Here is a 26,000-nt window from a genome sequence, read left to right as displayed (position 1 = left end):
CTTAAGTATTATATCAACCTATATATAACTTTATTTCCCTCTGCAACTTAATAATAAACTATATAAGACCCAAAAACTATACTTTTTTCTCAACAAACACTTCATTTTTTTTGTTTTCTCCAAAATTAGTAGAATATACTAAAATTTATAAAATTCTTTTTGTTAAAAGGGTTGTTTTATATTATACTATATAGGAACCATGGAGGTGTATTGTGATAAATTTACTAACAACTAATGATGAAAAGAAATTATTGATTTTAGGTCACTTTGAAACTAATAATCATTCTCCAATCACCTTAGTTAAAATCAAAGAATTTACAGAGCTTTCAACATTTAAATCTGTTAATCTTTTAGATGAATTAACAGAAGAACTTTCACGTTTTCAATTTAACTGTTCTATTGAAAATAATAACAACAAGGAATTTACTTCCTTTGGGATAAATACTGAAGTTATCAATCAATATCGCTTACTTTTATTAAAACAATCCCCCTATTTCAAAATATTTATGTTTTATTTTTTAAATGGTAAAAATTTTAACCTGCTAACGCAGTCTTTAAGTATTAGTCAAAGTAATGCTTATATTTTAGTGAAAAACTTAAACGGTATTTTAAAACCTTACGATATTAAAATTCATAATAAAAAACTAGTGGGTGATGAACGACAAATACGTTTAAAAACGTTCGAAATGTTTAATTTCTACTTTAAAGGGATGGAATTCCCTTTTGAAGAAGCCCTTTTCAAAAAAATTGAACCTCTTATTTTTGAACTAAGCAAAGCTATTCCTATGAATAAAACACCTAACTTAATCTTAAAACTTAGAATCTTTCTAGCAATAAACTATTTAAGAATCAATCAAAACTTCACTATCGAACCTAGCGCAGATCGAAATTTTAATATTGAAAATTCTTTAGAATTGAAAAGGCTCTTTAAAGTTTGGGAAAATAGACTCTTAAGAATGAGTCAAACTGAATTAAATAATTTAATTTTCTATTCTGAATATCAATATTTACTAGAATTTCTATTCTCAGAGACAATTATTAACTATGATACGATTTTAGATAACGTTGAAATACCTGAAATTGTTGTAGAACGTTCTAATGAGTTTCTAAAACTTTTAATCAATATGAACTATCTAGAAATTAATAGTCTTAATTACTACAAACTAGAAAAAAAATGTTATTCTATATTCTTTAAACGTTTCTTTTACAGCTATCAAATAGATAGTTTCTATGATAAAACCTCATATGAGCAATATTCTGAGCTATATCCTAATGTTAGTGGTGTCATAATGACTTACCTTGAATTAATTGAACAAAATGATTTTTCAAATCCCGAAAATATCTTGCTTTATTATGACTTATTATTTGCACTACTTACCTTACTACCCGTGAGTACATTTGAAGCTCCAATACATATCTGTGTCGACTTTTCTCGTGGCGATAGTTATACTGAGCATATAAAAAATAATATTCGATCATTCAACTCGTTAGAAATTCATTTTGATGATATAATAACAGATGAAACCAGTCTTTATATTTCAGATTTTGCAACCTATGAATATCGTATACCGCAAGTAATATGGCGAAATCCTCCAACTACAAACGACTGGAAAATACTTGGTAATACACTTATTGCCTTAAAACAGGAGAGATAATATGAAGTTAAAACGCCTATCCACTGCGGCACTTTTTTCACTGCTACTTTTTCAACAAGCTAACGCTGCCGAAGACAATGCTAGTGAAAAGACAATTTACGTTAAGCGTCACACAAAAGAACAGGAAACAGCTACTGCACCTCAAGACTCAACTAAAGAAGTAACACCACCAGTGAATATTGGAAATAAAGCACCGGATAATGTCAAAACAAAAGCAAAAGTTGTTAGTTTTTATAAAAAAGAAGATCGTAATACTAACACTAAGTCTGAAAAATACAATGAAGATTATTTTAATGACTCAATATCTTTAGCTAAAACTCCTATGGTTCTAAATGGTAGCAACCCTTCCGGAGGTCTACCACCAGAAGCCGTTCAAGAAACATCATATTTGGGTAACTGGATGGGAACTATGTCCGAATCAATTAATCGCTAAAAAAACTCTAATCCTAGGATTAGAGTTTTTTTTTAATAATTATGTTTATAAAGAAGTGATGTTAATCCAATAAGAACAAATCCTAGTACAATTAAAACTGTGCTACCTTTTCTTTCACCTGTTTGTGGTAATTTTGAAATAGTTTTATTTGGCACCTTAGGCATTACCGGCTTATTAGGGATAACTGGTTTACCTGGTACAATCGGTTTATTTGAAATTACCGGTTTACCTGGTACAATCGGTGTCCACGGTATAACTGGTTTGCCTGGTACAATCGGTGTCCACGGTATAACTGGTTTGCCTGGTACAATCGGTGTCCATGGAATGACTGGCTTACCTGGTACAATCGGTGTCCACGGAATGACTGGCTTACCTGGTACAATTGGAATCATTGGAATAATTTTAGTATTTTCAATTTCAATTGTTACTGTATTTGTTTCATTTTCAACCACACTTATAGTGTAAACTTTTTCTGATAAGTCATAGCCATCTGGTGCTTTTGTTTCAATAATCGTATAGTCACCTAACTCTAAATCTGAAAGACTACCTTTTCCATCTTTATCCGTTACGATATGCCCAACAACTTCACCTTCAGTATTTTTAATATCAAATTCAGCACCCGCTAAAGTCACACCTGTTTCATCATCAACTTTAATGATTTCAATCGTTCCTTTTTTAGGAATCTCAGTATTTACAACTGTAACTGACACTGTATTCGACTCTTTGTTTTCTAGTACTGTCACAGTAATTGGCGTTGGATCTAATTCATAACCATCAGGTGCTTTTGTTTCAACAATTGTATAATCGCCTAACGGTAAATTTTCTAAAATAGCCTCGCCATTTTCATCTGTTATAAGGCTCCCAACAACTTCACCTTCCGTATTGAAAACATCAAATTCGGCTCCTGCCAAACGTTTTGTTTTATCTTTAGAGTCTTGTTTAGTTAGTTTGATACTTCCAAGTGGTGGCGCAGTAGGGTCATTCGTAATAGTTAGTTCTATAACACTCACTTCACCGTTAGCTTCTATTTTAACTGGGATTGGCGTTGAATCTAATTCGTAGCCATCTGGCGCTTTAGTCTCGACTAATGTGTAGTCACCAATACTTAAATTTTTAGATTTTGCTTGGCCACTCTCATCTGTCACAATATGTTGAACTACTTTACCATCCTTGCCTAGGATATCAAATTCTGCTCCTGCTAAAGTTTTAGTTTCATCTGTAGAGTCTACTTTTTTCACTTTAACAATGCCTTTGTTATCACCTGTTCCAGAACCGCTATTTCCAGTTTCTGGTGTCTGAACTGTTATTTCTTTCTCCTCAATATTCGTTCCTGTTAATTTACCCGAATTTTCATAATGAGGTGAATTTCCTTCATCAATATTTTTTGTGTTGTAATAGATTTCTACTGAAGCTTCAGGTTTTTCTAAATCGCCTAATTCAACATAAAAGCCTGTGTCACTTAAAATGAACTGTTCGGTTGGAATTTCAGACGTTCGAATAAAATTACCACTACTATCATAATGGCCATAGTATCCAAATATTTCAGTAGGTATCATTTCTTGCATTGAGCCTAACGTATCCGTATAAACAGCATTTTTAATTGTTTGACCTGCGTAATTTAGTCTAACAATCCAAGATGTTTTTGTTCCATTCTCAATTGTTTCGCCCCATTTTTGAAGTATTTCATTAGGGTCTCCTTCTCCAGGTGGCGTAACGGTTACAATAATTTCACCATCTTTACCAATTTCTAATGGGACATCCTCTTCTACATTTATGGTCTCTTCTTTCCACTTTGTGGTAAAACCTACAGTACCATGACGACCATCTTCTGGATTTTTTTCGTAGTAATCTGTAAATGTTACGACAACTTGACCTGTTATTGGATCAACCTTTGCATTTCCAATAATATCTCCATTTTCGTTTGTTATTGGAAACTCAGCCTTGCCAGTCGCTTTTAATTGCTCTGGAAAATCGAAGGTCATCGTGTCGCCTTCTTTGATTTCTACACCATCTGGAATACTCCATTCGTACTCCACACGTGTATTTTCATGAATACCAACACTTTCACCTGAATTTATGACTGTTCCATCTTCACGTTGAAATTCACCAGTGAAATCAAATTCAATCTCCTTATAGGGTCTCATCGCTGCTTGTTCTTCAGTCGCAGATGTCTCCGTTTCGCCATAGTTTTCACTATCTGATGAACTTAAATCTGTACCTTGTATCTCTTCTTCAGTTACTTCAGAACTTTCATTCATTAAGGATTCAGAACTTTCAGTTGCTACCTCTGACTCACTACTTTCCATGACTTCGATTTCAGTAGTTAGTGTTTCTTCTTGCACTTGAACACCTTCTTGCGTTGGTGCTTCATTAAACTCAGCCGTTACATTTGTTTCTTGGGCTACTTCGCTTGCTGCAAGTGTTGGCGCAAGGTTAGCACCTAAAATAGATATTGATGCTAATAAAACAATACCTTTTTTTACTAGTTTTTTCATAATATCAGTCTCCTTTTTTGACTTTATATTCAAAATTCATGAATGATGGTTTCACCCTTTTTAAAGTCTAAAAAGAAAAACAATACATCACTCACAAATCAACTTTTAATTCATTCGTTAAAAAAAGTATTATTTGACTCTACAGTTTTTATTATAGCTTATATGACCTAATATGAAACGATTATTCAATTTATTTTCATTAAAAATTTTCAAAAAACATAAAAAACCAATAATAATAAATAAGCTATAAAAAAACATACTCTTTTCATCATTATTGGTTTCACTCTAGTACTTACATGTTCTCTAGCATCAAAATTACGCGTTCATACAGCGGTTTTTCTTCCTCTAAATCCGACCTTATAATAACACCGACATCAGCATTATTACTAATAATACCATCTACATTTAAATTCAAATATTTTTTTAGTAGTTCTTCTTTATTCACTGTCCAAATAAACATTTCTTTATCTAATTCTTCGATTTCTGATATTAACTTCTCGTTTACTGAAAACTCTTCAATAACATATATATCATGATCTGATTTAGGTGCATGCCCAATTGTTAGCGGAATAACATAACCGGTTTTAATGTAAGGGGCTTTTTCTTTAATTTCATCTAAAACATCTTTATCTAACGACTGAACGATATAATCAGTGGCTACTTTCTTTTCCTCAAGTAAGTTGATTAAATTATCAACCATCTCTTTTGATTCTTTCCCATGTGGTTTAACTTCTACAAGTAAGTTAATCCCTAACTCCTTAGCCCTATCGATATAACTCGCTAAGTCGGGAATAGTTTCCGTAAATCCATTTTGCTTCATTTCATAGGATGTAAGTTCTTCTAGATTAAGATCATAGGTATTTTTAGAAGTACCTGTTAACCGTTTTAAATTAGTGTCATGATAGACAATAAATTTTCCATCCTTACTCTCTTGGATATCCATTTCAACCATCTCAACATCACTAGAGGCTGCAGCCTCTAAAGAACCAATAGAATTTTCTATTCCACCTTTCATCAAACCACGATGTGCAATCATAGTTGTCTGTGGTTGATAAATCAAAGTTGTAACCGACCACATATTTACAACACTTAATCCAACAAATAGTACTATACCAATTATTACTAAGGCTGGTTTTGGTTTAATATAAGCTCTCTCTTTCTCTAAACTTTCACTTTCTTTCCCGATAATCGTTTCAATAACAACATTAACTATTAGCGCTTGGATAAGTCCACCACCAAAAAATAATAACATCTGCATTAAAGTCAAAACACAACCTGCTACATACGGTGATAAGGATGGTTTTAATATATCACTAGCAAGAAGTGGCAGACCTATAATCAATACGGCTATTAATGACAAAACTGATATTACAGCTGCTACCAATAGTAACGTCATCATATTTTTTAAGAATTTATGCTTACTTCTTTTCCAACTTAAACTGATAGCCTCTCCTAATGTTCTATTTGATTCTTCTACGAAGTAGTAAACAACATATAACAGTCTCATTGAAAGGTAAGCTAATATAAACATCACGATGAACCATAAGTACTTGCCTTTTGCTGTTAAAAACAATTCATCTACGATAAAATCAGGTATTTTTATTGATTTTAATAGTTCTGATTTAAATCCCAACGATGCCAATGGGAGCACTAATAAAAAATAACTTCCTATAATTAAGAAATGTGTTGAAAGAAAATAGCGTGCTTTTTTTAATAATTCTACTGTTAATGATTTAAAACTCACATCTTGACCTTTTCTCTGTCTTATTCCTAATAAGAAATAAAAGCCAAGTTCATAAAATATAAAATAAACAATTAATAAAAACCATATAGCTAACAAAAGTAAGGCTATTGGACTTTTAAAAAACAATGTTACGGTCTGGTCCGTTAAGTTTGAAATATTCAAATGATTTAAAATGAGATAAAAAAGACTAGATAACAGTGGTAAAACAAACAGCAATCGGATACCTTGTAAAAAGATAGTACTCTTTAGATATGTTTTCTTGTGAGTCAAAATTCTACTTATTGAGTTTTTTATATGTATGACTATCTCTCCCATGAGTCTTCTCCTCCATCCTATACTTCTTACTCTAACCATATACCCACTTACACACTAATTCAAGTAATTACTCTGTATAACCTCGTTTATAAGCTACTAATTTTACTAAACAAAAAAAACTAACCATATTGTAACGGTTAGTTTAAATTTTTTTCCTTTTATTTGCTTCTATTTTCTGAATAACCTCTAGTGCATCGAGGTATTTCCTTTGGTCATCTGACGATAACTGATTAAAATCATCCATTATCATAGTTTCATATTTTTTATATAGTTTTTGGGCGACTTTCTTCCCTTTAGGTGTAAAGGAAACATAGAATAAACGTTTGTCTTCTTCAGACTGAACTTTTTGAACCAAATCTTCTGACACTAACCTTTTTAAAATACGGCTGGTGTATCCCTTATCCAAATCTAATTCTGTCTCAATTGTTTTAGCTGACAACTCTCCTTGTTCCCAAATTTCAAAGATTATCCTAATCTCATTGAAATTAAACGAATCATCTGCTAATTGTTTCTCTAAAAATATCAGGTAATTTAAAAACGACTTAATCGAAGCATTTACTTTGTGACCATTGGCCTTTATCATGCAACAACAACCTCCTTAACACCTTCTTACTCTTATAATACGTCTATTTAATAAGAAGTACAATTAAAAAGTAAGCTTTTTCATATTTTTTTTTGATAAGAAATGACAAAAAACATACAAAATGAATCATTATTACACATTTAGACTTATAACTGTATTCAAACCTACCATTCAGATGCTAGTACTGCATAGTAAAACTCATCCCACCATTCATCTTTAACGGGAATACATTGCTTGAAAAATCCTTCTCTTCTCATTCCTAGTTTCTCCATAAGTTTATAAGAACCATGATTATCAGGCTGACACGTTGCAATAATTCTATGAATAGTTAGTTGATCAAAACCATAAGTCATAATAGCATTTGCTGCCTCATAACCATAGCCTTTAGAATGAAATTGTTTATTAAATACCCAGCCAATTTCGTATGAGTGATCGCCAAAGAAAGCTGCGAAATATAGATGGCCAATAACTTGATTTGTTTCTCTCAACTCAACAGCAAAATACTCTTCTTTTTTCTTTTGTTTCCCTATTAACTCAGACACTTTAGCCAGATCAAAAACTTCTTCAGGTAAAAAATACATGGTTTCTTCATCACCTAGAAATAAAAGCGCCTCTTTTTTATCTTCATCTTTATACGACCTAATAATTAGTCGTTCTGTTTCAATCTTCATCGTGACACCCCTTTATTTCAAACTATCCATGATATCTGATAAATCAATAGACATGACTCGACCATCACGCTTAGTCTTAGCTCCTTTATTAGACAATTCTTTTCCTATCTCACCTAGTATGTCTCCAAAGACATCTTCAACACCATTATGCTGCTCGACTTTTGGTACAGTTTTTTCCCCAAAGATTGAGCCCAAAATATCATCTAAACTAGGTTGGTCATAGGTGACTTTTGTTTCGCCATTACGGGCAGCTTTTTTCATGCGTTCTGTTATATCAACAGCCGCCTTTTGCCCTGCCTCTAACGGAATACCTCTAGCCGCCCTATCCAATGTCTGCAATTGCTTCTGAATAGCTTCCTGTGCTGTTCCTTGAGGTTCTTGCCCACTCTCTTCTAAATAAATTTCTTTTCTATTTTCATTTAACCCTGTTGCGCCTAATAAATCAGTTAATAATCCCATAAGACACCCCTTTAATCTAGTTAGTTTACCACCCTATTTTAACATAATTCTTCTATTGAAATCTATTTCAAGCTCGCTAACCTCTTTATGATGCCATTAGTTTGACAAGTGACATGCTGTCACCTATAATTTTAAGTAGTAGTTGGTTCAGAACCACATTTAATAATTGGAGGTGACACCATGCCCAAAGAGACCTTTTTTAACTTACCAATAGAAAAAAAGACCATCGTTTTAGATGCCGCTTTAAAAGAATTTTCAACAGCAAGTATTCATGACGCTTCTGTTGCAAATATAGTTCGCGATAGCCAAATATCACGTGGTAGTTTTTACAAGTATTTCGAAGACATAGAAGATTTATATCATTACCTCTATCACACCGTAACAGGAGAAGCACACGGAACTGTAATGGATGCAATAAAAAAAGCAGAGGGTGACTTGTTTGTAGGCTTAGAAACCTATTTATTTGAGTTAGTGGATGCTTACTCAACTGATAAATATCATGATTACTTTAAAGTTGTCACACTTAACTTATCTTATATTACGGAACATAAGCTTGCTAAAAAAGAGGAACACGCAACGTTTACAAAAACAGCTCCTAAAGATTTTACTAAGATGATGAAAACTGACAACTTAAAAATAACATCACAACAAGAACTATTAGATTTTTTTAAGGTCCTTGTTCCTGTTATACATCAGTGTCTCAATGATTATTTTGTAAATGATTGGGATCAAACAGAGCTACTAGACCAATACAATCGCCGAATCAAATGGCTGAAATATGGCATATTAAAAGACGAATAGGAGAATTATTATTATGATGAACAAATTAGTTAAAACAAGTACTTTTTACCTTATTTTTGGATTAGCCCTAGGTGTTTTCTACCGCGAGTTTACAAAAATCCAAGACTTTGAAGGGACAACACAATTATCTGTCACACATACACACACATTGGTATTAGGAATGATGATGTTCTTAATCGTGTTACTTTTAGAAAAGAACTTCAACTTATCTCAATTCAAACAATTTAACCAATTCTATATTGTTTATAACGTTGGATTACTATTATCACTAGCTATGATGATTTTCCACGGTACTATGACTGTTTTAGGAACTGAAACTGGACCAGCTATTTCAGGTATTGCAGGCCTTGGACACATCATTATGACTGTTGGATTAGCATTATTATTCCATTCAATTTCAAAAGCTGTTAAGTTAGTTCAAAAATAAAAAATCAATTTCATTGACCTTTTGGTAAATAAGGCTTAGCATGGAGTATAGAGCGCTATTACGAAAGGATGAGTTAGAATGAAAATAGGTATTGTTGGTGCAACTGGTAAACAAGGGACTCTCCTACTTTTGGAAGCAATAAAACGAGGGCATGAGGTCACTGCTCTAATCAGAAATCATGAAAAGTTAATGCAAGATGTTCCTTTTATTGAAAAAGAATTATATGATTTGACTGAAAAAGAAGTGGCCGAATTCGATATTTTAGTAGATGCGTTTAACGCACCTAAAATTATGCCACAACTTCATCAAACGTCACTTCGTCACTTGGCAAAAATTTTAAAACACGGTACGACTAGACTTTACGTTGTAGGTGGAGCAGGAAGTCTGTTTGTTGATGACGAAGAAACGACTCGTTTATTCGAAACAGAAGATTTCCCTGAAGCATTTTTACCTGTCGCAAAAAGTATGTTTGCCGCTTTGGAAGAACTTAAAGCAACAAAAGCAACTCATTGGACTTATGTAAGCCCTGCTGCTGATTTTGATTTCGAAGGTGAAACGACAGGTCACTATACAATTGCCACAAATCATTTGACTCTTAACACGGATAACAAAAGTTATATTAGTTATGGCGATTATGCTAAAGGTTTTCTTGATATTATTGAAAATACTGGCTTCGACAAAGAACATATCTCTATTGTTTCTAAATAAAACTCAAGCCTAGGCTTGAGTTTTTTTTACATCTTACAATAATGTTAGAGGATTGCAACCTATAGAAATGGCTCATCTTCTTACTCTCATTCATACTGTATTTAGATACATTTTGAAAGGATGAGAGAAATGAAAAAAATAATACTATTACTTTGTTTGATTATGATTGGGTCTCTAATTGGAAGCTATCGCTACTTTTACGGTCGGGAAGATTACTATACAAAAATAACAACCAACGGCAAGGTTGTTACACGTGGCGGAAAAGAACCTTTTCCTGACTATACTTACAACCTCCCTGCCTATGATGCAGATGGTACTAAAAGAGAAGTTGAATTTAACAGTACGATTGGTCGCCCAATTAAGCGAAACGCCTATCTTAAATTAACAATTAGTAAACGATACGGTGTAACAAGTTGGGAAGAATTAAAAGAAGAACATATTCCAACTAAAGCACTCTCCCATTTAAAGTAAAGGCTGATCGCCTTTACTTTTTTTATTATCTCACTATGCAAAAAAAAGACTGAGAAATTTCCCAGTCTTTTTCTTATTCTTTTGTTTTTGGTAAAACAATATTTTTATATAGTTGTGTCGTCACAAGATAATAAATAAAGTAAACAACACTGTACACTGCGAATGGCAAGGCTATATATTCGTACGGATTTGGTATAAATATCGTGAACATTTTTAAACCTACTAACACATGAACCACACCTAATAAAGCAGGTACTAAAAAGATAATAAAAATCTCTTTACTCAACGATTTTACGAGTAACGAACGTCTCACCCCAATTTTGTGTAACATATCGTATCTTGCTACATCTTGATACGCTCCTGATAAAATCTTAAACATCAAACAACTTGCAAGCATTGCCAAGAATGCAAAGCCTAGGAAGAAGCCCATGAACATAAACCCACTCGCCATCCCTTGAACACTTTGATACATATCATATTTACTCATATTGCTAGCCGCTTTAGGATTTCTCGCCTTTTCTAACTCATGAATTTTTTTGAAGTGATCAACTTGTGCCATATAATCTTCAACACGAACGACTTGGACATCATTTTGTTTCGCTTCAATAGAATTAAACGTTTCTTGTGAGACTACTTTATAGGTTAAAGCAAAGATATTTTCTGTGCTATAGCTATCAGCCAATTGAGAAAAAGCATGCGTTATGTAGTATTCACCCTTTGTTTGACTTGAATACTCGTGGTCCACTTTTAAATTTTTTACTGGAACAATTGGGTTCATAAATGGATTTTCAACATTTCCTTCTTCTTGCATTAACAGTGGTGCTTTTTCAAACTCACTTGCTACAAAATAAGTTGTTCCATCTTTTGTTTTAGATTTATAATGAATTTTTTCTTTCGTATCTAATTGATCAATTTCGTTTTGAATTTCCTTTGTCGCATTATATGTTACCACATCATTGTAAGTCACCTTTAGAATATCTTCTGAAAAGTTTTTAAAGGCTTGACCTACTGTTACTGCTCCTAATGATAATGCTAATAACATGGTCACTAAGCCTAATACTCTTGCTAGTGATGACGCTTTAAAACTTAATTGAGACAGCGTAAAAATACGAATCCCTTTACTACTATATCTTTCCATACCTTTAATCCATGATACTACTACAGGTACTAATGAACCAAAGAATAGGAAGGTCCCTGGTGTAATAGTAAAGATAGCTATAAAGACACCAATCAGTTGTAAACTTTCCATATTCATCATACAGTAATAGCCAATTCCTATTAAAACAAGTGAAATAATCATTTTTATAACCGTAATCATAGGACGCTTTTTACGACGTTCAGACTGACCTTCACTATAGAGTAAATCAAGTGTTCTTGTTTTTCTAAACTTCGTCACATTAATAATCGTTGTGATGATAAATAAAATACCAAAGAAAATTACTGTAACAAGTAATGCCATTGGCACAAACGCAACATACGTTTTTGACGGTAAATCAATTGCTTTACTCAGATAATTTCCCATTACTTGAGCTAAACCCGTCCCTACTAAACCACCAATAACCATTGATAGTAAGCCAATAAAAATAGTTTCAATAGCAATCATTTGGCTAATTTTACGTTTTTTAGCTCCTAACATCATATACATGCCGTATTCTTTCTTCCGCATTGAAAGTAAGAATGAATTCGCATATAAAATATAGACTACCGTTATCATTCCAAGTAAGATTGCTCCTAATTGGAAAACAAAAACGACCATTTGAATCGCAGGAATGTTTTCTTTTAAAAAATCTGAATTTAAAGAGAGTGTTTGAAACATGTAGAAAATAGCGATAGAAATCATGAGACCCATCATTAATACAAGATAATCTTGCCAACGTTTTTTCACGCTGGTTAAGGATAATTTTAACATCATAAACTTACACCAAACTTTCTTTATCTAATTCTAACCCTGCTAGTACGGCTAAAATTTCTTGATAAAATTCTTGCTGTGTTCCGCTGCGGAATAACTCACGATAAATCACACCATCTTGAATAAATAAGATACGTTTACAATAGCTCGCACTTACCGCGTCATGAGTTACCATTAAAATCGTTGTTTTATAATCTTCATTAAGATCTTTTAAGGCGCCTAGTAAATTCTTTGCATTCTTCGAGTCTAAGGCTCCTGTCGGCTCATCTCCCAGTAGTAAAGCAGGATTATGAACCAATGCTCGCGCAGCTGCTACACGTTGTTTCTGACCACCCGAGACCTCTGTAGGATAGTTTCCTAATATTCTTTCAATATCCAATATACGAGCGATGTCTTGAACTTTTTTCTTAGTTTTTGCATGAGATACACCTTGAAGTGATAACGGTAAGCCGATATTTTGTCTCATGGTTAAATTTTCTAATAAATTGAAATCTTGAAAAATGAAGCCGATATTTTTTGCTCTAAAATCTGACAACTGTGAGTCTTTTAACCCAGTTAAACTATTACCAGATATTTTAATATCACCGTTTGTCGGATTATCTAACGCTGATAAAAGATTAAGTAGCGTTGTTTTCCCCGAACCTGAAGGTCCCATAATCCCAACAAACTCTCCCTCTTCTATATCAAAGGTCATGTCTTTGATTGCTTCATGTTGTTTTTCACCTTTTTTACCATAAACTTTTTTTATATGAGAAACTTCTAGTACTTTTTCTGTCATTTTATTTCCTCCTATGCGCTGTGCGCTTTATCTTATACCATTAGTTTACTCTCCCTTAATAAGAATGACCTCTGATTCATCTTACAATTCATCTGACTCATCTAACACTTTTGTCACATGAGCAAAAAAAAAGAAAGAGCAATTATGCTCTTTCTTTTTATGATAATAATTTAAGCGCCATTGTAGATCCTAAAATTAAAGCAATACACGCTAAACGCTTAATATCTGTTGAATCTTTATATAAAATAATTCCAAGAATGGCTGTCCCCACTGTTCCTATTCCAGTCCAAATGGCATAACCTGTGCCCATCGGAATCGTCTGAAGGGCAAATGATAACATCAGCAAACTGCTTCCCATGGTAAAAAATGCAACAACAATTGCTTTTTTATTCCCCTCTGCAATGCGTTTAATATTCCAAACACCTAATACTTCCATCAAGCCTGCGCCTACTAAAGCTAACCAATGCATCTATTTCACCTCATCCTTGTCTGTCTCAATTAATTTCAGACCAATAATACCTAATAATAGAGTTCCCATAAAGACAATCTTTAATAGACTAATTGATTCTCCAAAAAATGTAACACCTACAATAATGCTTCCTATTGACCCTAGGCCTGCAAAGACTGCATACACTGTCCCAATGGGTAACTTTTTAACGGATGATGTCAGTAAATAAAAACTAACCACTACTCCTATGGCTGTTAACACCCACTCTAATACTGTCGAAGCGTGAGCCAAACCACTGACCCATACCAATTCAAACAGTGAGGCAAACACTACTTTTAACCATTCCTTCGTCATACTCATTCACTCATTTCGATTTTTAATTTTAATGTGATTATTCTGTCCATGAAATCATACGATCAAAGACGTCTTTTCTAAGTTTAGGATCAAGAGGTTCTGCCTTAAATAATTCAGCATAATATAAACCATCAATCGCTAAACGAATAATAGTAGCAAGTACTGGATCGTAACCATCTGATACTAATTTAGATTGGATAACTTCAAAACTTTTTGCATCGTTACCTTCTTTTTGACTCGCCATTGCTCCAGCAACTAAGGCATTTGTTATCTCAGTTTCTCCCAAAAGATCTAAATCAGCTACTCCTAATAACGCCCTTGTCCATACACCTTTAGCCTCTTCATGTTTTGCAGCTTCATTTTCAATTCTATCTAGGTAATCTTCATCTAACATATTAGCTAATTCTACTAATAATTGATCTTTATTTTTAAAGTAATGCGTCACGCCACCTTTACTTAAACAGGCTTGTTTCGCGACCTCATCGATTGTAATATCCGTTAGACCTTTTTCTGCCAATAACTCACTGGCACTTCTTAATATATATTTTTTTCTTTCTTCAACTTTTGATAAATTCATAGTTCCACTCCTTTTATTAACTTATTATTCACAAACAAAACGAACAGTCGGTTTCTATTTTAAGATACCTTTTATAAAAAGTCAATCTAATCCTAAAAAAAATCCTAGCCTAAGCGGCTAAGATTTTTAACTTAATCTATTTAAAATTTTTTCTAAAGATAATTCTGATGTGTTACTAAGTCTGTAATTTGCTTCTTTCATCGACTCTTTATCTCCTACACCTACTGAAAACATTTTTGCTTTATTGATGGATTCAATACCAGCTGATGCATCTTCTATTCCTATACATTCCTCTGGCTTTAACCCTAGTTGACGTGCGGCGGTTAAGAATATCTCTGGATCTGGTTTACCTTTAGCTAACAACGAAGGATCAACAATTGTATCAAAATAGCCACTTAAATTAAGACGCTCTAAAATAACAGGACCATTCTTACTTGCCGAAGCTAATCCAAGTAGATAATTATGCTTTTTAAGCTCAGTTAAAAAATCTAAAACACCAGGTAAGATGTGCTCCGGTGTCATTTTTTCAATTAACTTAACGTACTCTCCGTTTTTTTCCGCTGCCATCGCTTCTTTTTGAGCTTCTGTAAACTCAGTTTTTCGTCCACCGAACTCTAAGATTCGATTTAAAGAATCCATACGAGAAATGCCTTTCAACTGTTCATTGAATTCACGGTCAATCGTAATACCATAATTTGAGGCAAGATTTTTCCATGCTTCAAAATGATAGTCTGCTGTATCTGTAATAACACCATCTAAATCAAAAATAAATCCTTTAACACTCATTTTTCTCCACCCTTTTAAAAAAAGTAACCAAATAATCGAACATTATCTGGTTACTTTTAAGTTTAATTTAATGCTTTGACAAACTCAGTTTCAAGTAAAATAGTTTCGTCAAATAACGTTACATCTAATGGCTCACCTTCTAATAGAGTAATTTTGACTTGCTCTTTTGTTACATCTACTTCAAGCAGTCTCTCACGATAGTTCAGTTTGAAACGATAACCATCCCATTCTTTTGGCGTAAAGGGTGCTAATTCAAGTTTTCCTGTTAGTGTTCTCATTCCAGCAAAACCATGAACAACAGACAACCATCCACCACTCATTGAGGTAATATGTAAACCATCTTCTGTATCATTATTGTAGTTATCCAAATCTAATCTAGCTGTTCTGGCATAAAGTTCTACTGCTTTCTCTTCCATGCCTAATTCAGCTGCTAAAATACTGTGCACACACGCTGATAGTGAGGATTCATGTACAGTCATTGGTTCATAGAAATCAAAATTGCGCTGTTTCTCTTCTTTAGTATATTCATGTCCTAAGAAATATAACCCTTGTAAGACATCCGCTTGTTTAATAAACGGTGAACGTAATACACGATCCCAAGACCAATTTTGATTAAGCGGTAAGCACTCTTTAGGTAATTCGGAAACTGGGCGTAAGTCTTTATCCAAGAACGTATCGTGTTGAACAAAAATCCCTAACTCTTCATCGGTTGGATAATACATCTTGTCGATAATATCTTGCCATTTTGCTTTTTCATCTTCAGTGATAGCTAATTCTTTTAACTTATCCGCAGATATTTTTTCAAGCGACTCTAACGTAAAACGTAAGACCCAAGTTGCAATGGTGTTTGTGTACCAGTTATTATTAACATTATTTTCATATTCATTTGGTCCAGTTACACCGTGAATCATGTATTGATTACGACGTTTTGAAAAATGGACACGATCTTCCCAGAATCTTGAAATTGCAACTAAGACATCTATCCCTTCATTGACAAGATAACTGTCGTCCCCTGTATAGGTAGCATAATTGTAAATCGCATGAGCAATCGCACCATTACGATGAATCTCTTCAAACGTAATTTCCCATTCATTGTGGCACTCCACTCCTGTAAAAGTAACCATTGGGTAAAGCGCACCTTTTAACCCTTGTTGTGACGCATTATGATAAGCACCATCTAGTTGTTGATGACGGTATTTCAGTAATTGTTCACTAACTTCTTTTCCTGTTACCGATAAGTACATCGGTACAATATACGCTTCCGTATCCCAGTAAGTAGCACCACCATATTTTTCACCAGTAAAGCCTTTCGGTCCCACATTTAAACGGGCATCTTCACCGTAATAAGTTGAAAATAATTGGAAAATGTTAAAACGCATGCCTTGTTGCGCTTCATCATCTCCTTCAATGATGACATCTGCTTTATCCCAACGTGATTGCCATTCTGTTATATGAGATGATTTTAACGTGTCCCAACCTAGCTCAACAGCACTTTCTAAGATACCCTCACCTTTAGGAGCTTGTTCGGCTTCTACAATATCGCGGCTCGTTGTTACCGCCACATATTTTTCCAAACTAATAGATGAACCTGGAACTAATACATAACTGTATGTTTCTGCTACATATTTTTCACTTTCGTTCGTTACTTTTGACCCCTCTTTTGTGACAACTTTCATACTAGTTGTCACAGAAAAACGAGGTGTCCCAAATGGATTTTCCAACGTTTCCATTGTTAGATAATTCTGTTCGCCAACGTGACGTGCTTTTTCAATCCAAAAGACTTCATCATAATTACTATCTTCGTTGGTCACATTACCATCTAGTTTTGGTGTCAGCTCAATAGTAGCTTGACCTTTTAATGATTCCGCCGTCACTTTAACAAGCGCTAACTCTTGTGTAGCAACACTCATGAAGCGTTCGAATGTTAATTTAACTTCTAAGCCCTCTTTTACAACGGTATATTCGCGGTGTAATACCCCTGTTTTCATATCCAATTCTAAATAAAAATCACGATAAGTTGTTGTTGCAAGATCGATTTTCTCTCCTTCAATCACAACATCTATCCCAATAAAATTAGTCGCATTAATCACTTTACCAAAGTAATCAGGGTAGCCATTTTTCCACCAACCGACACGTGTTTTGTCTGGAAACCAAACACCTGCAATATACGTGCCTTGATGCGAATCACCTGAATAGCCCTCTTCAAAGTTACCACGCATCCCCATATAGCCATTTCCAATTGAAGTTAAACTCTCTTGTAACCTCATATCCTCTACTGCCAATTCTGTTGTCTTGATCTTCCACGGATCAATATCAAATAATCGTTTGAACATCGTCTGATTCTCCTCTAACTAAATTATGCTTGCTTCATTTTTCTAAGTGTTTGGTCTTCGTTAAACCTAGTCTTAACAAATACTGCTAATAACATCACGACAAGTCCCAATGATTGAATGCTTAAAACAATGGTCATATCAAATTTTATTAACCCAACAACCATTGCTAAAACACTACTTAATCCCATAGCATTGAGTATCAACGTAACAGATTCACGGAATGTTTTAATTGAAGAGGCTTCATTAAAACGTGTTACCCAAATAAAGAAGGCCCCTCCAATCACTAACACCAACTCGCTCATGAAAATCATTCCTGCACTCATCATGATAAGAGTTAGGGCTACAAATCCTTTATTTTGAATCAACCATTCTTGACTGATAGAGTTTTTAAATTCATCTAACGTTTGACTATCCGCCAAAGAAAATGATTTCGAATAGGCTACATCAAAGGCATAGCCTGATTTATCTTTTAAACTCATTCCTGTTTGATTAAAACTAATCCCACTTGAAAGTTTTGCCATCTCTTCTTTTGTTAAATTAAAGCCAACAGTTTTATCTTCATTTAAGAATACGTGAGCTGTTTCATTTAATTTCCCCTCACTAATGTCAGCTTCTTTTATCGCTGACACTGTCTGTTTATCTAATCGTGAAAAAGCAGATGGCATCAACGTTTCTAACGAAATACTTGGGTTTTTAGCAACGTTTAGAGTTACTGGAACAAGTAATAACGACGTTAAAAAGATAAAGACAACTAAAAGTTGATGTAGCTTTAATGATTTTCTACCTGTAAATACCGTCTCTGGTCGCATACTATTTTTAAAATAATTTAATGGGAATGGTAAGTTTGTCATTGTTTTCATCCTTTTTTAGCCTTTCGTTCCGCCTGCCAATAATCCTGATACAAAATGTTTTTGTAAGAAGAAGAATAAGGTTACGATCGGAACTGCAATCAGGATTGCTCCTGCTGCAAATAAGGCAACTTTTTGATCTTTAGAATTGCTAATAAATGATTGTAGACCTACAGCTACAGTGATTTTTTCTTGTGAACGAAGTAAGAAACGTGCCAACATGAAATCACCGAATGGCCCCATAAATGCCCATAATGCTTGAACGGCAATCATAGGTTTCACTAACGGTAAAATAATTTGCCAGAATATTCTGAAATGGCCTGCCCCGTCTAGTTTTGCTGATTCATCTAAATCATAAGGAACTGTGTCAAAATAACCTTTCATTAACCACGTATTCATTGGTATCCCGCCCCCAATATAAATTAAAGTTAGGAACCAATATTGATCTAACGCGTCTAATAAAAATGCCATAACGTAAAAGGCTGTTAAAGCTGCCATTGTTGGAACCATTTGAATAATTAAAAACAGTTTCAAACTACTTTTACGCCCAACAAAGCGGTAACGACTATAAGTATAACCAGATAACGTTACGATTATTACTTGGCAAACCATTGTTAGAACTGCGATGATTAACGTATTTTTATACCAACTTCCATATAACGTTTCTGAAAATAAGCGTTGGAAATTACTCAATGTCCATTTACTATTAAAATCTAGACTAAAGGCACTCACATTTCCTGCCTTAAAAGCTGAACTTACTGTTATTAATAATGGGTAAATAATAATAATTGATAACACGACCATGAATAGGTACGTAAAGAATTTACTCAGTGCAACGGTTCGTTTATATGAATGAGTTTTTTTCATCTTACATTCCCTCCATATCAAATGCTTTGGTTTTCTTAAAGACAATTAATGAAATTGAAATAACAATTGCAGAAATCAATAATGTGACTGCTGCTGCAACTGAATATTGTGGTGAATTTCCTGTTGTTAATTTATAAATCCAAGAAATCAAGATATCTGAAGATCCTGCACCACCACCAACACTACCAGGCCCACCATTATTAAAGAGATAAATCATAGAGAAGTTATTAAAGTTACCTGTATATTGTGTAACAAAGATTGGTGCTGCAACGTATAAAATCATCGGCAAGGTTATCTTATTAAAACGTGCCATTGCATTTGCGCCATCAATCTTCGCAGCTTCGTATAATTCACCTGGGATAGATTGTAAAATACCTGTTGTCATGACATAAATATAAGGGAAACCTAACCAGCCTTGAATCATGATAATTGCTACTTTTGTCCAAAATGGATCTGTTTTCCAGGCAATTGCACCAATATCAACAAACGGTAAATGGTTTAACATTGGAATAACTTGAGAGTTAATCGCACCAATACTGTCATTAAAAATATTTGAGAAACTCATAATTGTAATAAAGGCTGGAACTGCCCATGGTAATAAGAAGATAATCCCGAAAATTCGTTTTCCTTTAATAAATTCTTGGTTAGCAATTACTGCTGTGAAGACACCTAGAACAATTTGTAACGTTGACGCACACAATGTCCAAATAACTGTCCATGAAAAAACGGCCCCAAAGGTATCTCGGTAAGAGCTTAAGAAAAAGATACTAAAGAAATTTTTAAATCCTACCCAGTCAATTAGACTCGCTGGAGGAATATGATAAAAATCATAATTCGTAAAAGCCATAAATAATGTTACTAAAACCGGAAAGATAATTGTAAACGTCATAACTAAGTAAGCTGGTAATGTTAAAAGATAAGCAAATCCATTCTCTAACACATTATCTGTAACGCCCTTAGCTGTCGTGTTAACTGTCATTCCTGCATTCCACTGTTTCGCAACAGCTTTAGCATCTCGAATATTCAACACGTAGAAGATTAAAAATATCGCAGTAATTATAATTTGAAGGGTTCCTTCTATCATTAAAAATAGTGAATGATCTTCAATTGGGGTACTTCCTAATGTTACAAATCCTTGAAAAGCTGCCCCACCGAAACTAATCATTTCAATGACAAATAATAGAAAAATACCAAAGAATACAATTGCTTTAAATTTTTGTTCATTATAAAGCTGTCCTCCACCCGGTATTAAGGAATAGAGTGTTGCTTTTTTCACATCTTTTGGATTGGTTACTGTTCTATCCATCGTCTTTCTCCTCTTCTTTAAAAGAATTCGGCAGAGGAAGAAGCTCCTCTGCCGAAACACTAAACTAGATCATACCTTATTTCTATAATAGGAACTGGTCGTTTTATTTAGTATATTTTTGTGCAATCGCATCATCGATTACTTTAACTGCTGCATCGGCTGCTTCTTGAGCTGTTTGTTTACCAGAAGCCGCATCAAACATTAAGTTCTCGCCACCTGCCCAAACTTCACCCATCTCTGGAATATTTGGCATCGGATCAGCATTTTCGTATTGATCAACAACCGCTTTTGTTATCGCATCATCACTTGATGCCGCTTTTTCGCGAGCTTTATTATTTGCTGGAACTTCATTTGTTATTTCAAATAGTTTTTCTTGATTTTCTGAATTTGTCACAAAATCAATGAATTTTTGCCCTATTTCTTTACGTTTTGAATAGTTACTCATTACCCACGCTTTACCGCCACCAAACGCTTGATATTCTTTTCCGTTTTTAAGTGTTGGAATTTTCGCTACACCGTAATTAACATCGGCTTCTTTATAACCATTTGCTGCCCATGGTCCATTGATGATTGCCCCTGCTTTACCATTGATAAATTGATCATCGATAAAGTCGCCAGCACTTTTCACATCTTGCATGCCTTTAGGCCAAATATTTTGGAACCACTCATTAGCATACTCGATACCTTCTACAGCACCTTTACTGTTTAATCCAACATCACTTGGATCTGTCCCATTGTCACCAAAGACATAACCACCGTAACCTGCTAATAAACCGTATGCTGAGTAGAAATCAGTCCATTTTGCTAAGAACCCAACATTTTTTCCTTTTTCTGCTTCAAAATTAAATTTAGGATCTTTTGACAGTTTTTCTAAATCATCAAATGTCACTGGAACATCTTTTACTAAATCTTTGTTATAGTACATAATCAATGTTTCGATAATCGCAGGTTCACCGAAGAATTTGCCATCGACTGTCACTTGCTTTTTATCTGTTTCATTATAATCAGCTTCATTGCCAAGTTTTACTTCAGCAATATGACCTTGTTGTCCAAGTGGTCCTAATCTATCATAAGCTGACATCATCACATCGGGTGCTTTTCCAGCAGGACCATCTAATGCAAGGGCATCTAATTGTTCAAACATATCACGTTCATTTAATTTAACTTTTACACCATTATCTTTTTCAAATGAGCCTTTAATTTCATTTAAATATTTGATATAACCTTTATCGACAGTAACTTCCAATACCTTGTCATCTACTTCTGTTTTTGCCTTATCTTTCGAATTGCCACATCCTACAACACCTAATGCTGCACCTGCTACTAAAAGACCTAAACCAGCTTTTTTCCAAGATTTTTTCATTGTTTCCTTACCCCCTAATAGTTTTGGTTAAACGTTTACTTTAACTTACACTCTTATTATTAAGTGTTACCCGTATCATTGCAAGCGCTTTACAAGTGTTACCGATAACATCTTATTCTACTTATTATTTTGTTTTAAAAATAACAAATCCTTTAGAGCCTACTGCCTTTTCAGCCTTATTATAATTTTGACTCATAGCAATCGTTTGAGAATCTACTGGATTGATAACATAGTCCTCGTTCCCTCGATTGAAGTAAGCTGTAATAACTTGGTCAACTGTACGTCTTTCAAATCCAACAACTTGTCTGTCATTATCCGATAAGATAAATTCTAGTGAGCCTTTAGTTAAAGTTTCTTGATTCTCTTTTCTAAGTGCAATTAGTTCTTTCATAAACTCATAGAAAACCAAATCTTGTTCCTCTTTGTCCCATACCATACACTTACGACAATCTGGATCATTCTCACCTGTCATACCGACCTCTGTACCATAATACACACATGGTTGTCCATGTTGTAAGAAAGTAAAAGCTAATGTCATCTTAGCCACTTCTTTATCTTCTTTAGCAATGGTTAACAAACGTGCCGTATCATGTGAATCTAACATATTAAACATCACTTCATTCGTTTGCTGGCGGTATAACATTAATTGCTCATTCAAACCGCTAATCATCTTATCTGCTAAAATTCCTTCGTAAACAAAGAAATTCTCGATTGTTTCAGTAAATGCATAGTTCATCACAGCATGGAATTCATCGCCTTGTAACCAACTTTGAGACGAGTGCCAAATTTCACCTAGTATGTAAAAATCATCTTTTAGTACAACAGTCTCTTTATAGAATAGTTTCCAGAAATTATGGTCCACTTCATTTGCCACATCTAAACGCCACGCATCAATATCAAATTCTTTAATCCAATACGTTGCTATATCAAGTAAATACTTTTGAACGTCAGGATTAGCTGTATTTAATTTTGGCATTCTTGGTGTGAAAGCAAACGTGTCATACGATACTGTTGTCGCGCCTTCTTCATTTCCATTTGTTCCAAATTCAACTGGGTAACTGTGGATATGGAACCAATCGGCATACTCTGATTTTTCTTCATTTTTAATCACATCTTGCCATTGTGGTGAATGGTAACCCATATGATTAAAGACCGCATCTAGCATTATTTTTATGCCACGTTTGTGAGCTTCTTCTACTAATGTTTTAAACGTCTTTTTATCCCCAAAGTCTGGGTCAATCTCATAATAATCAATCGTGTCATATTTATGATTCGAATGTGCTTTAAAAATTGGGCAGAAATAAATGCCGTTAATCCCTAAATCAACTAAGTAATCTAAATTATCAATCACACCTTGCAGATCGCCACCAAAGAAATCTTCTCTATCAGGTGCTTTACTTCCCCAAGGTAATGTCCCTTCAGGATCATTTGATGTATTGCCATTGGCAAATCGTTCTGGAAAGATTTGATACCAAATCGTATCTTTGACCCATTGTGGTGACTTAAATCTATCTACTTCTTGGAAATAAGGCATTCTGAAATAGTTAGCTGCCCCGGCTTTTGTTTCCTCTGTGCAAGGGAAAATCCCACGATCACCGTAAAAGACTTCCTCACCATCTGTCCCAATAACATGAAAAGCATACTGTAAACGGCGGTACTTCGCCGATGTTTTAATGAACCAATAATCAAAATCTTCGGTTTGTGTTAATACTATCATCGGTTCTGACTCTTGATACCATTTATCTTGATCGATTAAATAAGGATCTCCTTTAATCACATGTACGGCTTTAACATCGTCTCGTTTTGTTCTTAAACGAATATGAAACTCATCTTTCTCATATAAATAAGCGTACTCACTATCTGGTCTGTGTAATAAAGCTGCTCTTTCCATAATCTATCCCTCTTTTACATTTTTATTTTTTTATCAATACAATCACACCATATGGCGGTAATTCTTTAAGATTCTCACTAGTATTAGTAAGATTTGACAGTACTATTTCATAATCATTAAGTGAAATTGCTACTTCTATCGGGCCACTTCTATTCGTCATGTTCGCAATAACAAGTGCTTCGTTTTCCTCAGTCCAACGACGGTAAGCGATGAGTTCATCTGATGTCGGCAGTAATTCAAACCCACCTTGTGAGAATAGTCGTTCTTTTTTTAAACCTAATAAGGCTTGGTAATAACTTAGAATACTTTCTTTGTCCTGAGACTGCTCTCGCACATTGTACAGTTGTTCTTCATTAACACCGCTCCACGGTTTAACCGATGAAAAACCTGCATAACTCTCTTCAGACCACTGCATAGCACCTCGGCTAGCCTCTTTGTTTACACTAGATAAACGTGCCAATGCCTCTTCAGAACTAATCCCATTAGCCAGCATATCCTTATAATAACTAACTGCCTCTGGTGCTTGGAAATCCGAGACATCATGACTTACCAAATTCTTCATGCCTATTTCTTCACCGTATAACAACACTGGCAATCCTCTCATCAAGTACATCACCGTCGCTAACATCTTGGCACTCTCATCTCGGTAACGTCTATCATCACCAAATCTCGAAACAAGTCTCGGCATATCGTGGTTATTCCAATATAGTGTTGGGTATCTTTCTCCCGCTAACGCCTCTTGCCACTCATTCATAGTTGCTTTGAAGGTGCTCACATCTAACTCTTTAGTTAGTAGACTCTCTGGTACTTTATCATTCTTTTCAACCACTCGCTCTGGGAAGTAACGGAAACTTACAACCGTATCACACTGATTTCGATCCGAATCTGTATAGTCTCTTGCTAGTTCTGACGTTGCAGAAGCTGCCTCTCCTAATATAAATAAATCAGGTTTTATAGTTCTAAGCTCTCCGATAAATTCGGCTAAATAGTCTTGAACTTTTGGTAAGTTTGCATAATAGTCTTCCGCAATTGCAAGTTCTCCCTCTGGTATCCCTTGTACATTCAACGATAAATCTGCCTTAGCCATATGAATAAAAGCATCAAGTCGGTAGCCATCTATTCCTTTGCTTAACCAATATTTAGCAACATGTAACATAGCATGTCTCACTTCTACATTTTCCCAATTTAGATCAGGCATTTCTTTATCAAATAAGTGGAAATAATACTCGCCACTTTTCTCATCCATTTCCCATACCGATCCACCAAAAAAAGAAGCCCAGTTATTCGGTAAGCCACCCTCTTCTTTAGGTTTCTCCCAAATATAGTAGTCTCTATAAATATTGTCCGGTCCTTTTAAAGCTTCCTGAAACCATGGATGTTGTTTTGAAGTATGGTTTAAAACAAAGTCAAATACCACTTTCAAGTCTCGTTTATGTGCTTCTTCTATGAATAATTCTAATTCTTCTTCCGTCCCAAAAATAGGATCTATTGCATAATAATTAGAAATATCGTAACCGTTATCAATTTGTGGTGAAATAAAAATGGGGTTTAGCCATAATGTGTTTACACCTAGGCTTTTAATATAATCTAATTCGTCAATAATTCCTTTAATATCGCCTATCCCATCATGATTGCTGTCTTTAAAACTCTTTGGATAAATTTGATAGACGATTGCTTCTTGCCACCAATTAGAAGTCATCTCTTAACCTCCTCTTTTTCTTGTAACTCACATTCTTAGAATACCTAATGTTACATGTAACAACAATAAAGAAAGTCGT

Annotated in this window: 24 protein-coding genes; 6 read left to right on the top strand and 18 right to left on the bottom strand. The window is 34.4% G+C overall.

Going from position 1 to position 26,000, the window contains the following annotated elements; all coding sequences use genetic code 11:
• Positions 1-212: 212 nt before the first annotated feature.
• Both OL233_RS01065 and OL233_RS01060 read left to right on the top strand, forming a co-directional pair.
• A complete protein-coding gene (locus tag OL233_RS01065; RefSeq protein ID WP_275470523.1) occupies positions 213-1,655 on the top strand; it encodes a helix-turn-helix domain-containing protein in 1,443 nt (480 codons plus the stop codon).
• Position 1,656: 1 nt separating this feature from the next.
• Positions 1,657-2,088 carry a hypothetical protein gene (locus tag OL233_RS01060; protein WP_275470522.1) on the top strand — a complete coding sequence of 144 codons (432 nt, stop codon included), beginning with the start codon at positions 1,657-1,659 and terminating at the stop codon, positions 2,086-2,088.
• Between the two features lie 32 nt (positions 2,089-2,120).
• Here OL233_RS01060 and OL233_RS01055 read toward each other — a convergent pair whose 3' ends face one another.
• From OL233_RS01055 to OL233_RS01035, 5 genes are all read right to left on the bottom strand, one after another.
• Entirely contained in the window at positions 2,121-4,583 is a 2,463-nt protein-coding gene (locus OL233_RS01055; protein ID WP_275470521.1) for a SpaA isopeptide-forming pilin-related protein, read from the bottom strand.
• A 292-nt stretch (positions 4,584-4,875) separates the two neighbouring features.
• Positions 4,876-6,642: a glycerophosphoryl diester phosphodiesterase membrane domain-containing protein gene (locus OL233_RS01050; RefSeq protein WP_275470520.1), complete on the bottom strand. Its 1,767-nt coding sequence runs from the start codon at positions 6,640-6,642 to the stop codon at positions 4,876-4,878.
• A gap of 142 nt (positions 6,643-6,784) precedes the next feature.
• Positions 6,785-7,225 (bottom strand): MarR family winged helix-turn-helix transcriptional regulator, encoded by a 441-nt coding sequence (locus tag OL233_RS01045; RefSeq protein WP_275470519.1) that lies wholly within the window; start codon positions 7,223-7,225, stop codon positions 6,785-6,787.
• A gap of 164 nt (positions 7,226-7,389) precedes the next feature.
• Complete coding sequence (locus OL233_RS01040) at positions 7,390-7,896, bottom strand: GNAT family N-acetyltransferase (RefSeq protein WP_275470518.1); 507 nt, start codon at positions 7,894-7,896, stop codon at positions 7,390-7,392.
• Positions 7,897-7,908: 12 nt separating this feature from the next.
• On the bottom strand, positions 7,909-8,355 hold the full coding sequence (locus tag OL233_RS01035) for a hypothetical protein (RefSeq protein WP_275470517.1): 447 nt from the start codon (positions 8,353-8,355) through the stop codon (positions 7,909-7,911).
• Positions 8,356-8,535: 180 nt separating this feature from the next.
• Here OL233_RS01035 and OL233_RS01030 point away from each other — a divergent pair, with 180 nt between their 5' ends.
• From OL233_RS01030 to OL233_RS01015, 4 genes are all read left to right on the top strand, one after another.
• A complete protein-coding gene (locus OL233_RS01030) occupies positions 8,536-9,156 on the top strand; it encodes a TetR/AcrR family transcriptional regulator (RefSeq protein ID WP_275470516.1) in 621 nt (206 codons plus the stop codon).
• A gap of 13 nt (positions 9,157-9,169) precedes the next feature.
• Complete coding sequence (locus OL233_RS01025) at positions 9,170-9,583, top strand: DUF2871 domain-containing protein (RefSeq protein ID WP_275470515.1); 414 nt, start codon at positions 9,170-9,172, stop codon at positions 9,581-9,583.
• 78 nt (positions 9,584-9,661) lie between these two features.
• On the top strand, positions 9,662-10,291 hold the full coding sequence (locus tag OL233_RS01020) for an NAD(P)-dependent oxidoreductase (protein ID WP_275470514.1): 630 nt from the start codon (positions 9,662-9,664) through the stop codon (positions 10,289-10,291).
• A gap of 129 nt (positions 10,292-10,420) precedes the next feature.
• Positions 10,421-10,762 (top strand): YxeA family protein, encoded by a 342-nt coding sequence (locus OL233_RS01015; protein ID WP_275470513.1) that lies wholly within the window; start codon positions 10,421-10,423, stop codon positions 10,760-10,762.
• Positions 10,763-10,835: 73 nt separating this feature from the next.
• On the opposite strand, the gene OL233_RS01010 is transcribed toward OL233_RS01015, so the two are convergent.
• From OL233_RS01010 to OL233_RS00950, 13 genes are all read right to left on the bottom strand, one after another.
• Positions 10,836-12,674: an FtsX-like permease family protein gene (locus OL233_RS01010; RefSeq protein WP_275470512.1), complete on the bottom strand. Its 1,839-nt coding sequence runs from the start codon at positions 12,672-12,674 to the stop codon at positions 10,836-10,838.
• Positions 12,675-12,678: 4 nt separating this feature from the next.
• Positions 12,679-13,449, bottom strand: a complete 771-nt coding sequence (locus OL233_RS01005; protein ID WP_275470511.1) for an ABC transporter ATP-binding protein — start codon at positions 13,447-13,449, stop codon at positions 12,679-12,681.
• Between the two features lie 157 nt (positions 13,450-13,606).
• Positions 13,607-13,918, bottom strand: a complete 312-nt coding sequence (locus OL233_RS01000; protein WP_275470510.1) for a DMT family transporter — start codon at positions 13,916-13,918, stop codon at positions 13,607-13,609.
• Positions 13,919-14,251: a DMT family transporter gene (locus OL233_RS00995; protein ID WP_275470509.1), complete on the bottom strand. Its 333-nt coding sequence runs from the start codon at positions 14,249-14,251 to the stop codon at positions 13,919-13,921.
• Positions 14,252-14,288: 37 nt separating this feature from the next.
• Positions 14,289-14,828, bottom strand: a complete 540-nt coding sequence (locus OL233_RS00990) for a TetR/AcrR family transcriptional regulator (protein WP_275470508.1) — start codon at positions 14,826-14,828, stop codon at positions 14,289-14,291.
• Positions 14,829-14,954: 126 nt separating this feature from the next.
• Positions 14,955-15,614: a beta-phosphoglucomutase gene (pgmB, locus tag OL233_RS00985; protein ID WP_275470507.1), complete on the bottom strand. Its 660-nt coding sequence runs from the start codon at positions 15,612-15,614 to the stop codon at positions 14,955-14,957.
• Positions 15,615-15,676: 62 nt separating this feature from the next.
• Entirely contained in the window at positions 15,677-17,947 is a 2,271-nt protein-coding gene (locus tag OL233_RS00980) for a glycoside hydrolase family 65 protein (protein WP_275470506.1), read from the bottom strand.
• 23 nt (positions 17,948-17,970) lie between these two features.
• Positions 17,971-18,807, bottom strand: a complete 837-nt coding sequence (locus OL233_RS00975) for a hypothetical protein (RefSeq protein ID WP_275470505.1) — start codon at positions 18,805-18,807, stop codon at positions 17,971-17,973.
• 6 nt (positions 18,808-18,813) lie between these two features.
• Positions 18,814-19,662: a sugar ABC transporter permease gene (locus OL233_RS00970; protein ID WP_275470504.1), complete on the bottom strand. Its 849-nt coding sequence runs from the start codon at positions 19,660-19,662 to the stop codon at positions 18,814-18,816.
• 1 nt (position 19,663) lies between these two features.
• Positions 19,664-20,968, bottom strand: coding sequence for a carbohydrate ABC transporter permease (locus OL233_RS00965; RefSeq protein WP_275470503.1), 1,305 nt, complete (start codon positions 20,966-20,968; stop codon positions 19,664-19,666).
• A 103-nt stretch (positions 20,969-21,071) separates the two neighbouring features.
• The gene (locus OL233_RS00960; protein WP_275470502.1) at positions 21,072-22,331 is read right to left on the bottom strand and encodes an extracellular solute-binding protein; all 1,260 of its coding nucleotides are present in this window, start codon (positions 22,329-22,331) and stop codon (positions 21,072-21,074) included.
• A gap of 124 nt (positions 22,332-22,455) precedes the next feature.
• Entirely contained in the window at positions 22,456-24,222 is a 1,767-nt protein-coding gene (locus OL233_RS00955; protein WP_275470501.1) for a glycoside hydrolase family 13 protein, read from the bottom strand.
• A 22-nt stretch (positions 24,223-24,244) separates the two neighbouring features.
• Positions 24,245-25,921 (bottom strand): alpha-glucosidase, encoded by a 1,677-nt coding sequence (locus OL233_RS00950; RefSeq protein ID WP_275470500.1) that lies wholly within the window; start codon positions 25,919-25,921, stop codon positions 24,245-24,247.
• Positions 25,922-26,000: the final 79 nt, after the last annotated feature.

The sequence above is a fragment of the Vagococcus proximus genome, from assembly GCF_029143285.1.
In the GTDB taxonomy this organism is placed as follows: domain Bacteria; phylum Bacillota; class Bacilli; order Lactobacillales; family Vagococcaceae; genus Vagococcus_D; species Vagococcus_D proximus.
This window is presented reverse-complemented; position numbering and strand designations above follow the sequence as displayed.

What these genes read in the sequence shown, in the direction of transcription:
- OL233_RS01060 (WP_275470522.1), top strand. Translation starts at nt 1,657, where the DNA reads ATGAAGTTAAAACGCCTATCCACTGCGGCACTTTTTTCACTGCTACTT.
- OL233_RS01055 (WP_275470521.1), bottom strand. Translation starts at nt 4,583, where the DNA reads ATGAAAAAACTAGTAAAAAAAGGTATTGTTTTATTAGCATCAATATCT.
- OL233_RS01050 (WP_275470520.1), bottom strand. Translation starts at nt 6,642, where the DNA reads ATGGGAGAGATAGTCATACATATAAAAAACTCAATAAGTAGAATTTTG.
- OL233_RS01045 (WP_275470519.1), bottom strand. Translation starts at nt 7,225, where the DNA reads ATGATAAAGGCCAATGGTCACAAAGTAAATGCTTCGATTAAGTCGTTT.
- OL233_RS01040 (WP_275470518.1), bottom strand. Translation starts at nt 7,896, where the DNA reads ATGAAGATTGAAACAGAACGACTAATTATTAGGTCGTATAAAGATGAA.
- OL233_RS01035 (WP_275470517.1), bottom strand. Translation starts at nt 8,355, where the DNA reads ATGGGATTATTAACTGATTTATTAGGCGCAACAGGGTTAAATGAAAAT.
- OL233_RS01030 (WP_275470516.1), top strand. Translation starts at nt 8,536, where the DNA reads ATGCCCAAAGAGACCTTTTTTAACTTACCAATAGAAAAAAAGACCATC.
- OL233_RS01025 (WP_275470515.1), top strand. Translation starts at nt 9,170, where the DNA reads ATGATGAACAAATTAGTTAAAACAAGTACTTTTTACCTTATTTTTGGA.
- OL233_RS01020 (WP_275470514.1), top strand. Translation starts at nt 9,662, where the DNA reads ATGAAAATAGGTATTGTTGGTGCAACTGGTAAACAAGGGACTCTCCTA.
- OL233_RS01015 (WP_275470513.1), top strand. Translation starts at nt 10,421, where the DNA reads ATGAAAAAAATAATACTATTACTTTGTTTGATTATGATTGGGTCTCTA.
- OL233_RS01010 (WP_275470512.1), bottom strand. Translation starts at nt 12,674, where the DNA reads ATGATGTTAAAATTATCCTTAACCAGCGTGAAAAAACGTTGGCAAGAT.
- OL233_RS01005 (WP_275470511.1), bottom strand. Translation starts at nt 13,449, where the DNA reads ATGACAGAAAAAGTACTAGAAGTTTCTCATATAAAAAAAGTTTATGGT.
- OL233_RS01000 (WP_275470510.1), bottom strand. Translation starts at nt 13,918, where the DNA reads ATGCATTGGTTAGCTTTAGTAGGCGCAGGCTTGATGGAAGTATTAGGT.
- OL233_RS00995 (WP_275470509.1), bottom strand. Translation starts at nt 14,251, where the DNA reads ATGACGAAGGAATGGTTAAAAGTAGTGTTTGCCTCACTGTTTGAATTG.
- OL233_RS00990 (WP_275470508.1), bottom strand. Translation starts at nt 14,828, where the DNA reads ATGAATTTATCAAAAGTTGAAGAAAGAAAAAAATATATATTAAGAAGT.
- pgmB (WP_275470507.1), bottom strand. Translation starts at nt 15,614, where the DNA reads ATGAGTGTTAAAGGATTTATTTTTGATTTAGATGGTGTTATTACAGAT.
- OL233_RS00980 (WP_275470506.1), bottom strand. Translation starts at nt 17,947, where the DNA reads ATGTTCAAACGATTATTTGATATTGATCCGTGGAAGATCAAGACAACA.
- OL233_RS00975 (WP_275470505.1), bottom strand. Translation starts at nt 18,807, where the DNA reads ATGAAAACAATGACAAACTTACCATTCCCATTAAATTATTTTAAAAAT.
- OL233_RS00970 (WP_275470504.1), bottom strand. Translation starts at nt 19,662, where the DNA reads ATGAAAAAAACTCATTCATATAAACGAACCGTTGCACTGAGTAAATTC.
- OL233_RS00965 (WP_275470503.1), bottom strand. Translation starts at nt 20,968, where the DNA reads ATGGATAGAACAGTAACCAATCCAAAAGATGTGAAAAAAGCAACACTC.
- OL233_RS00960 (WP_275470502.1), bottom strand. Translation starts at nt 22,331, where the DNA reads ATGAAAAAATCTTGGAAAAAAGCTGGTTTAGGTCTTTTAGTAGCAGGT.
- OL233_RS00955 (WP_275470501.1), bottom strand. Translation starts at nt 24,222, where the DNA reads ATGGAAAGAGCAGCTTTATTACACAGACCAGATAGTGAGTACGCTTAT.
- OL233_RS00950 (WP_275470500.1), bottom strand. Translation starts at nt 25,921, where the DNA reads ATGACTTCTAATTGGTGGCAAGAAGCAATCGTCTATCAAATTTATCCA.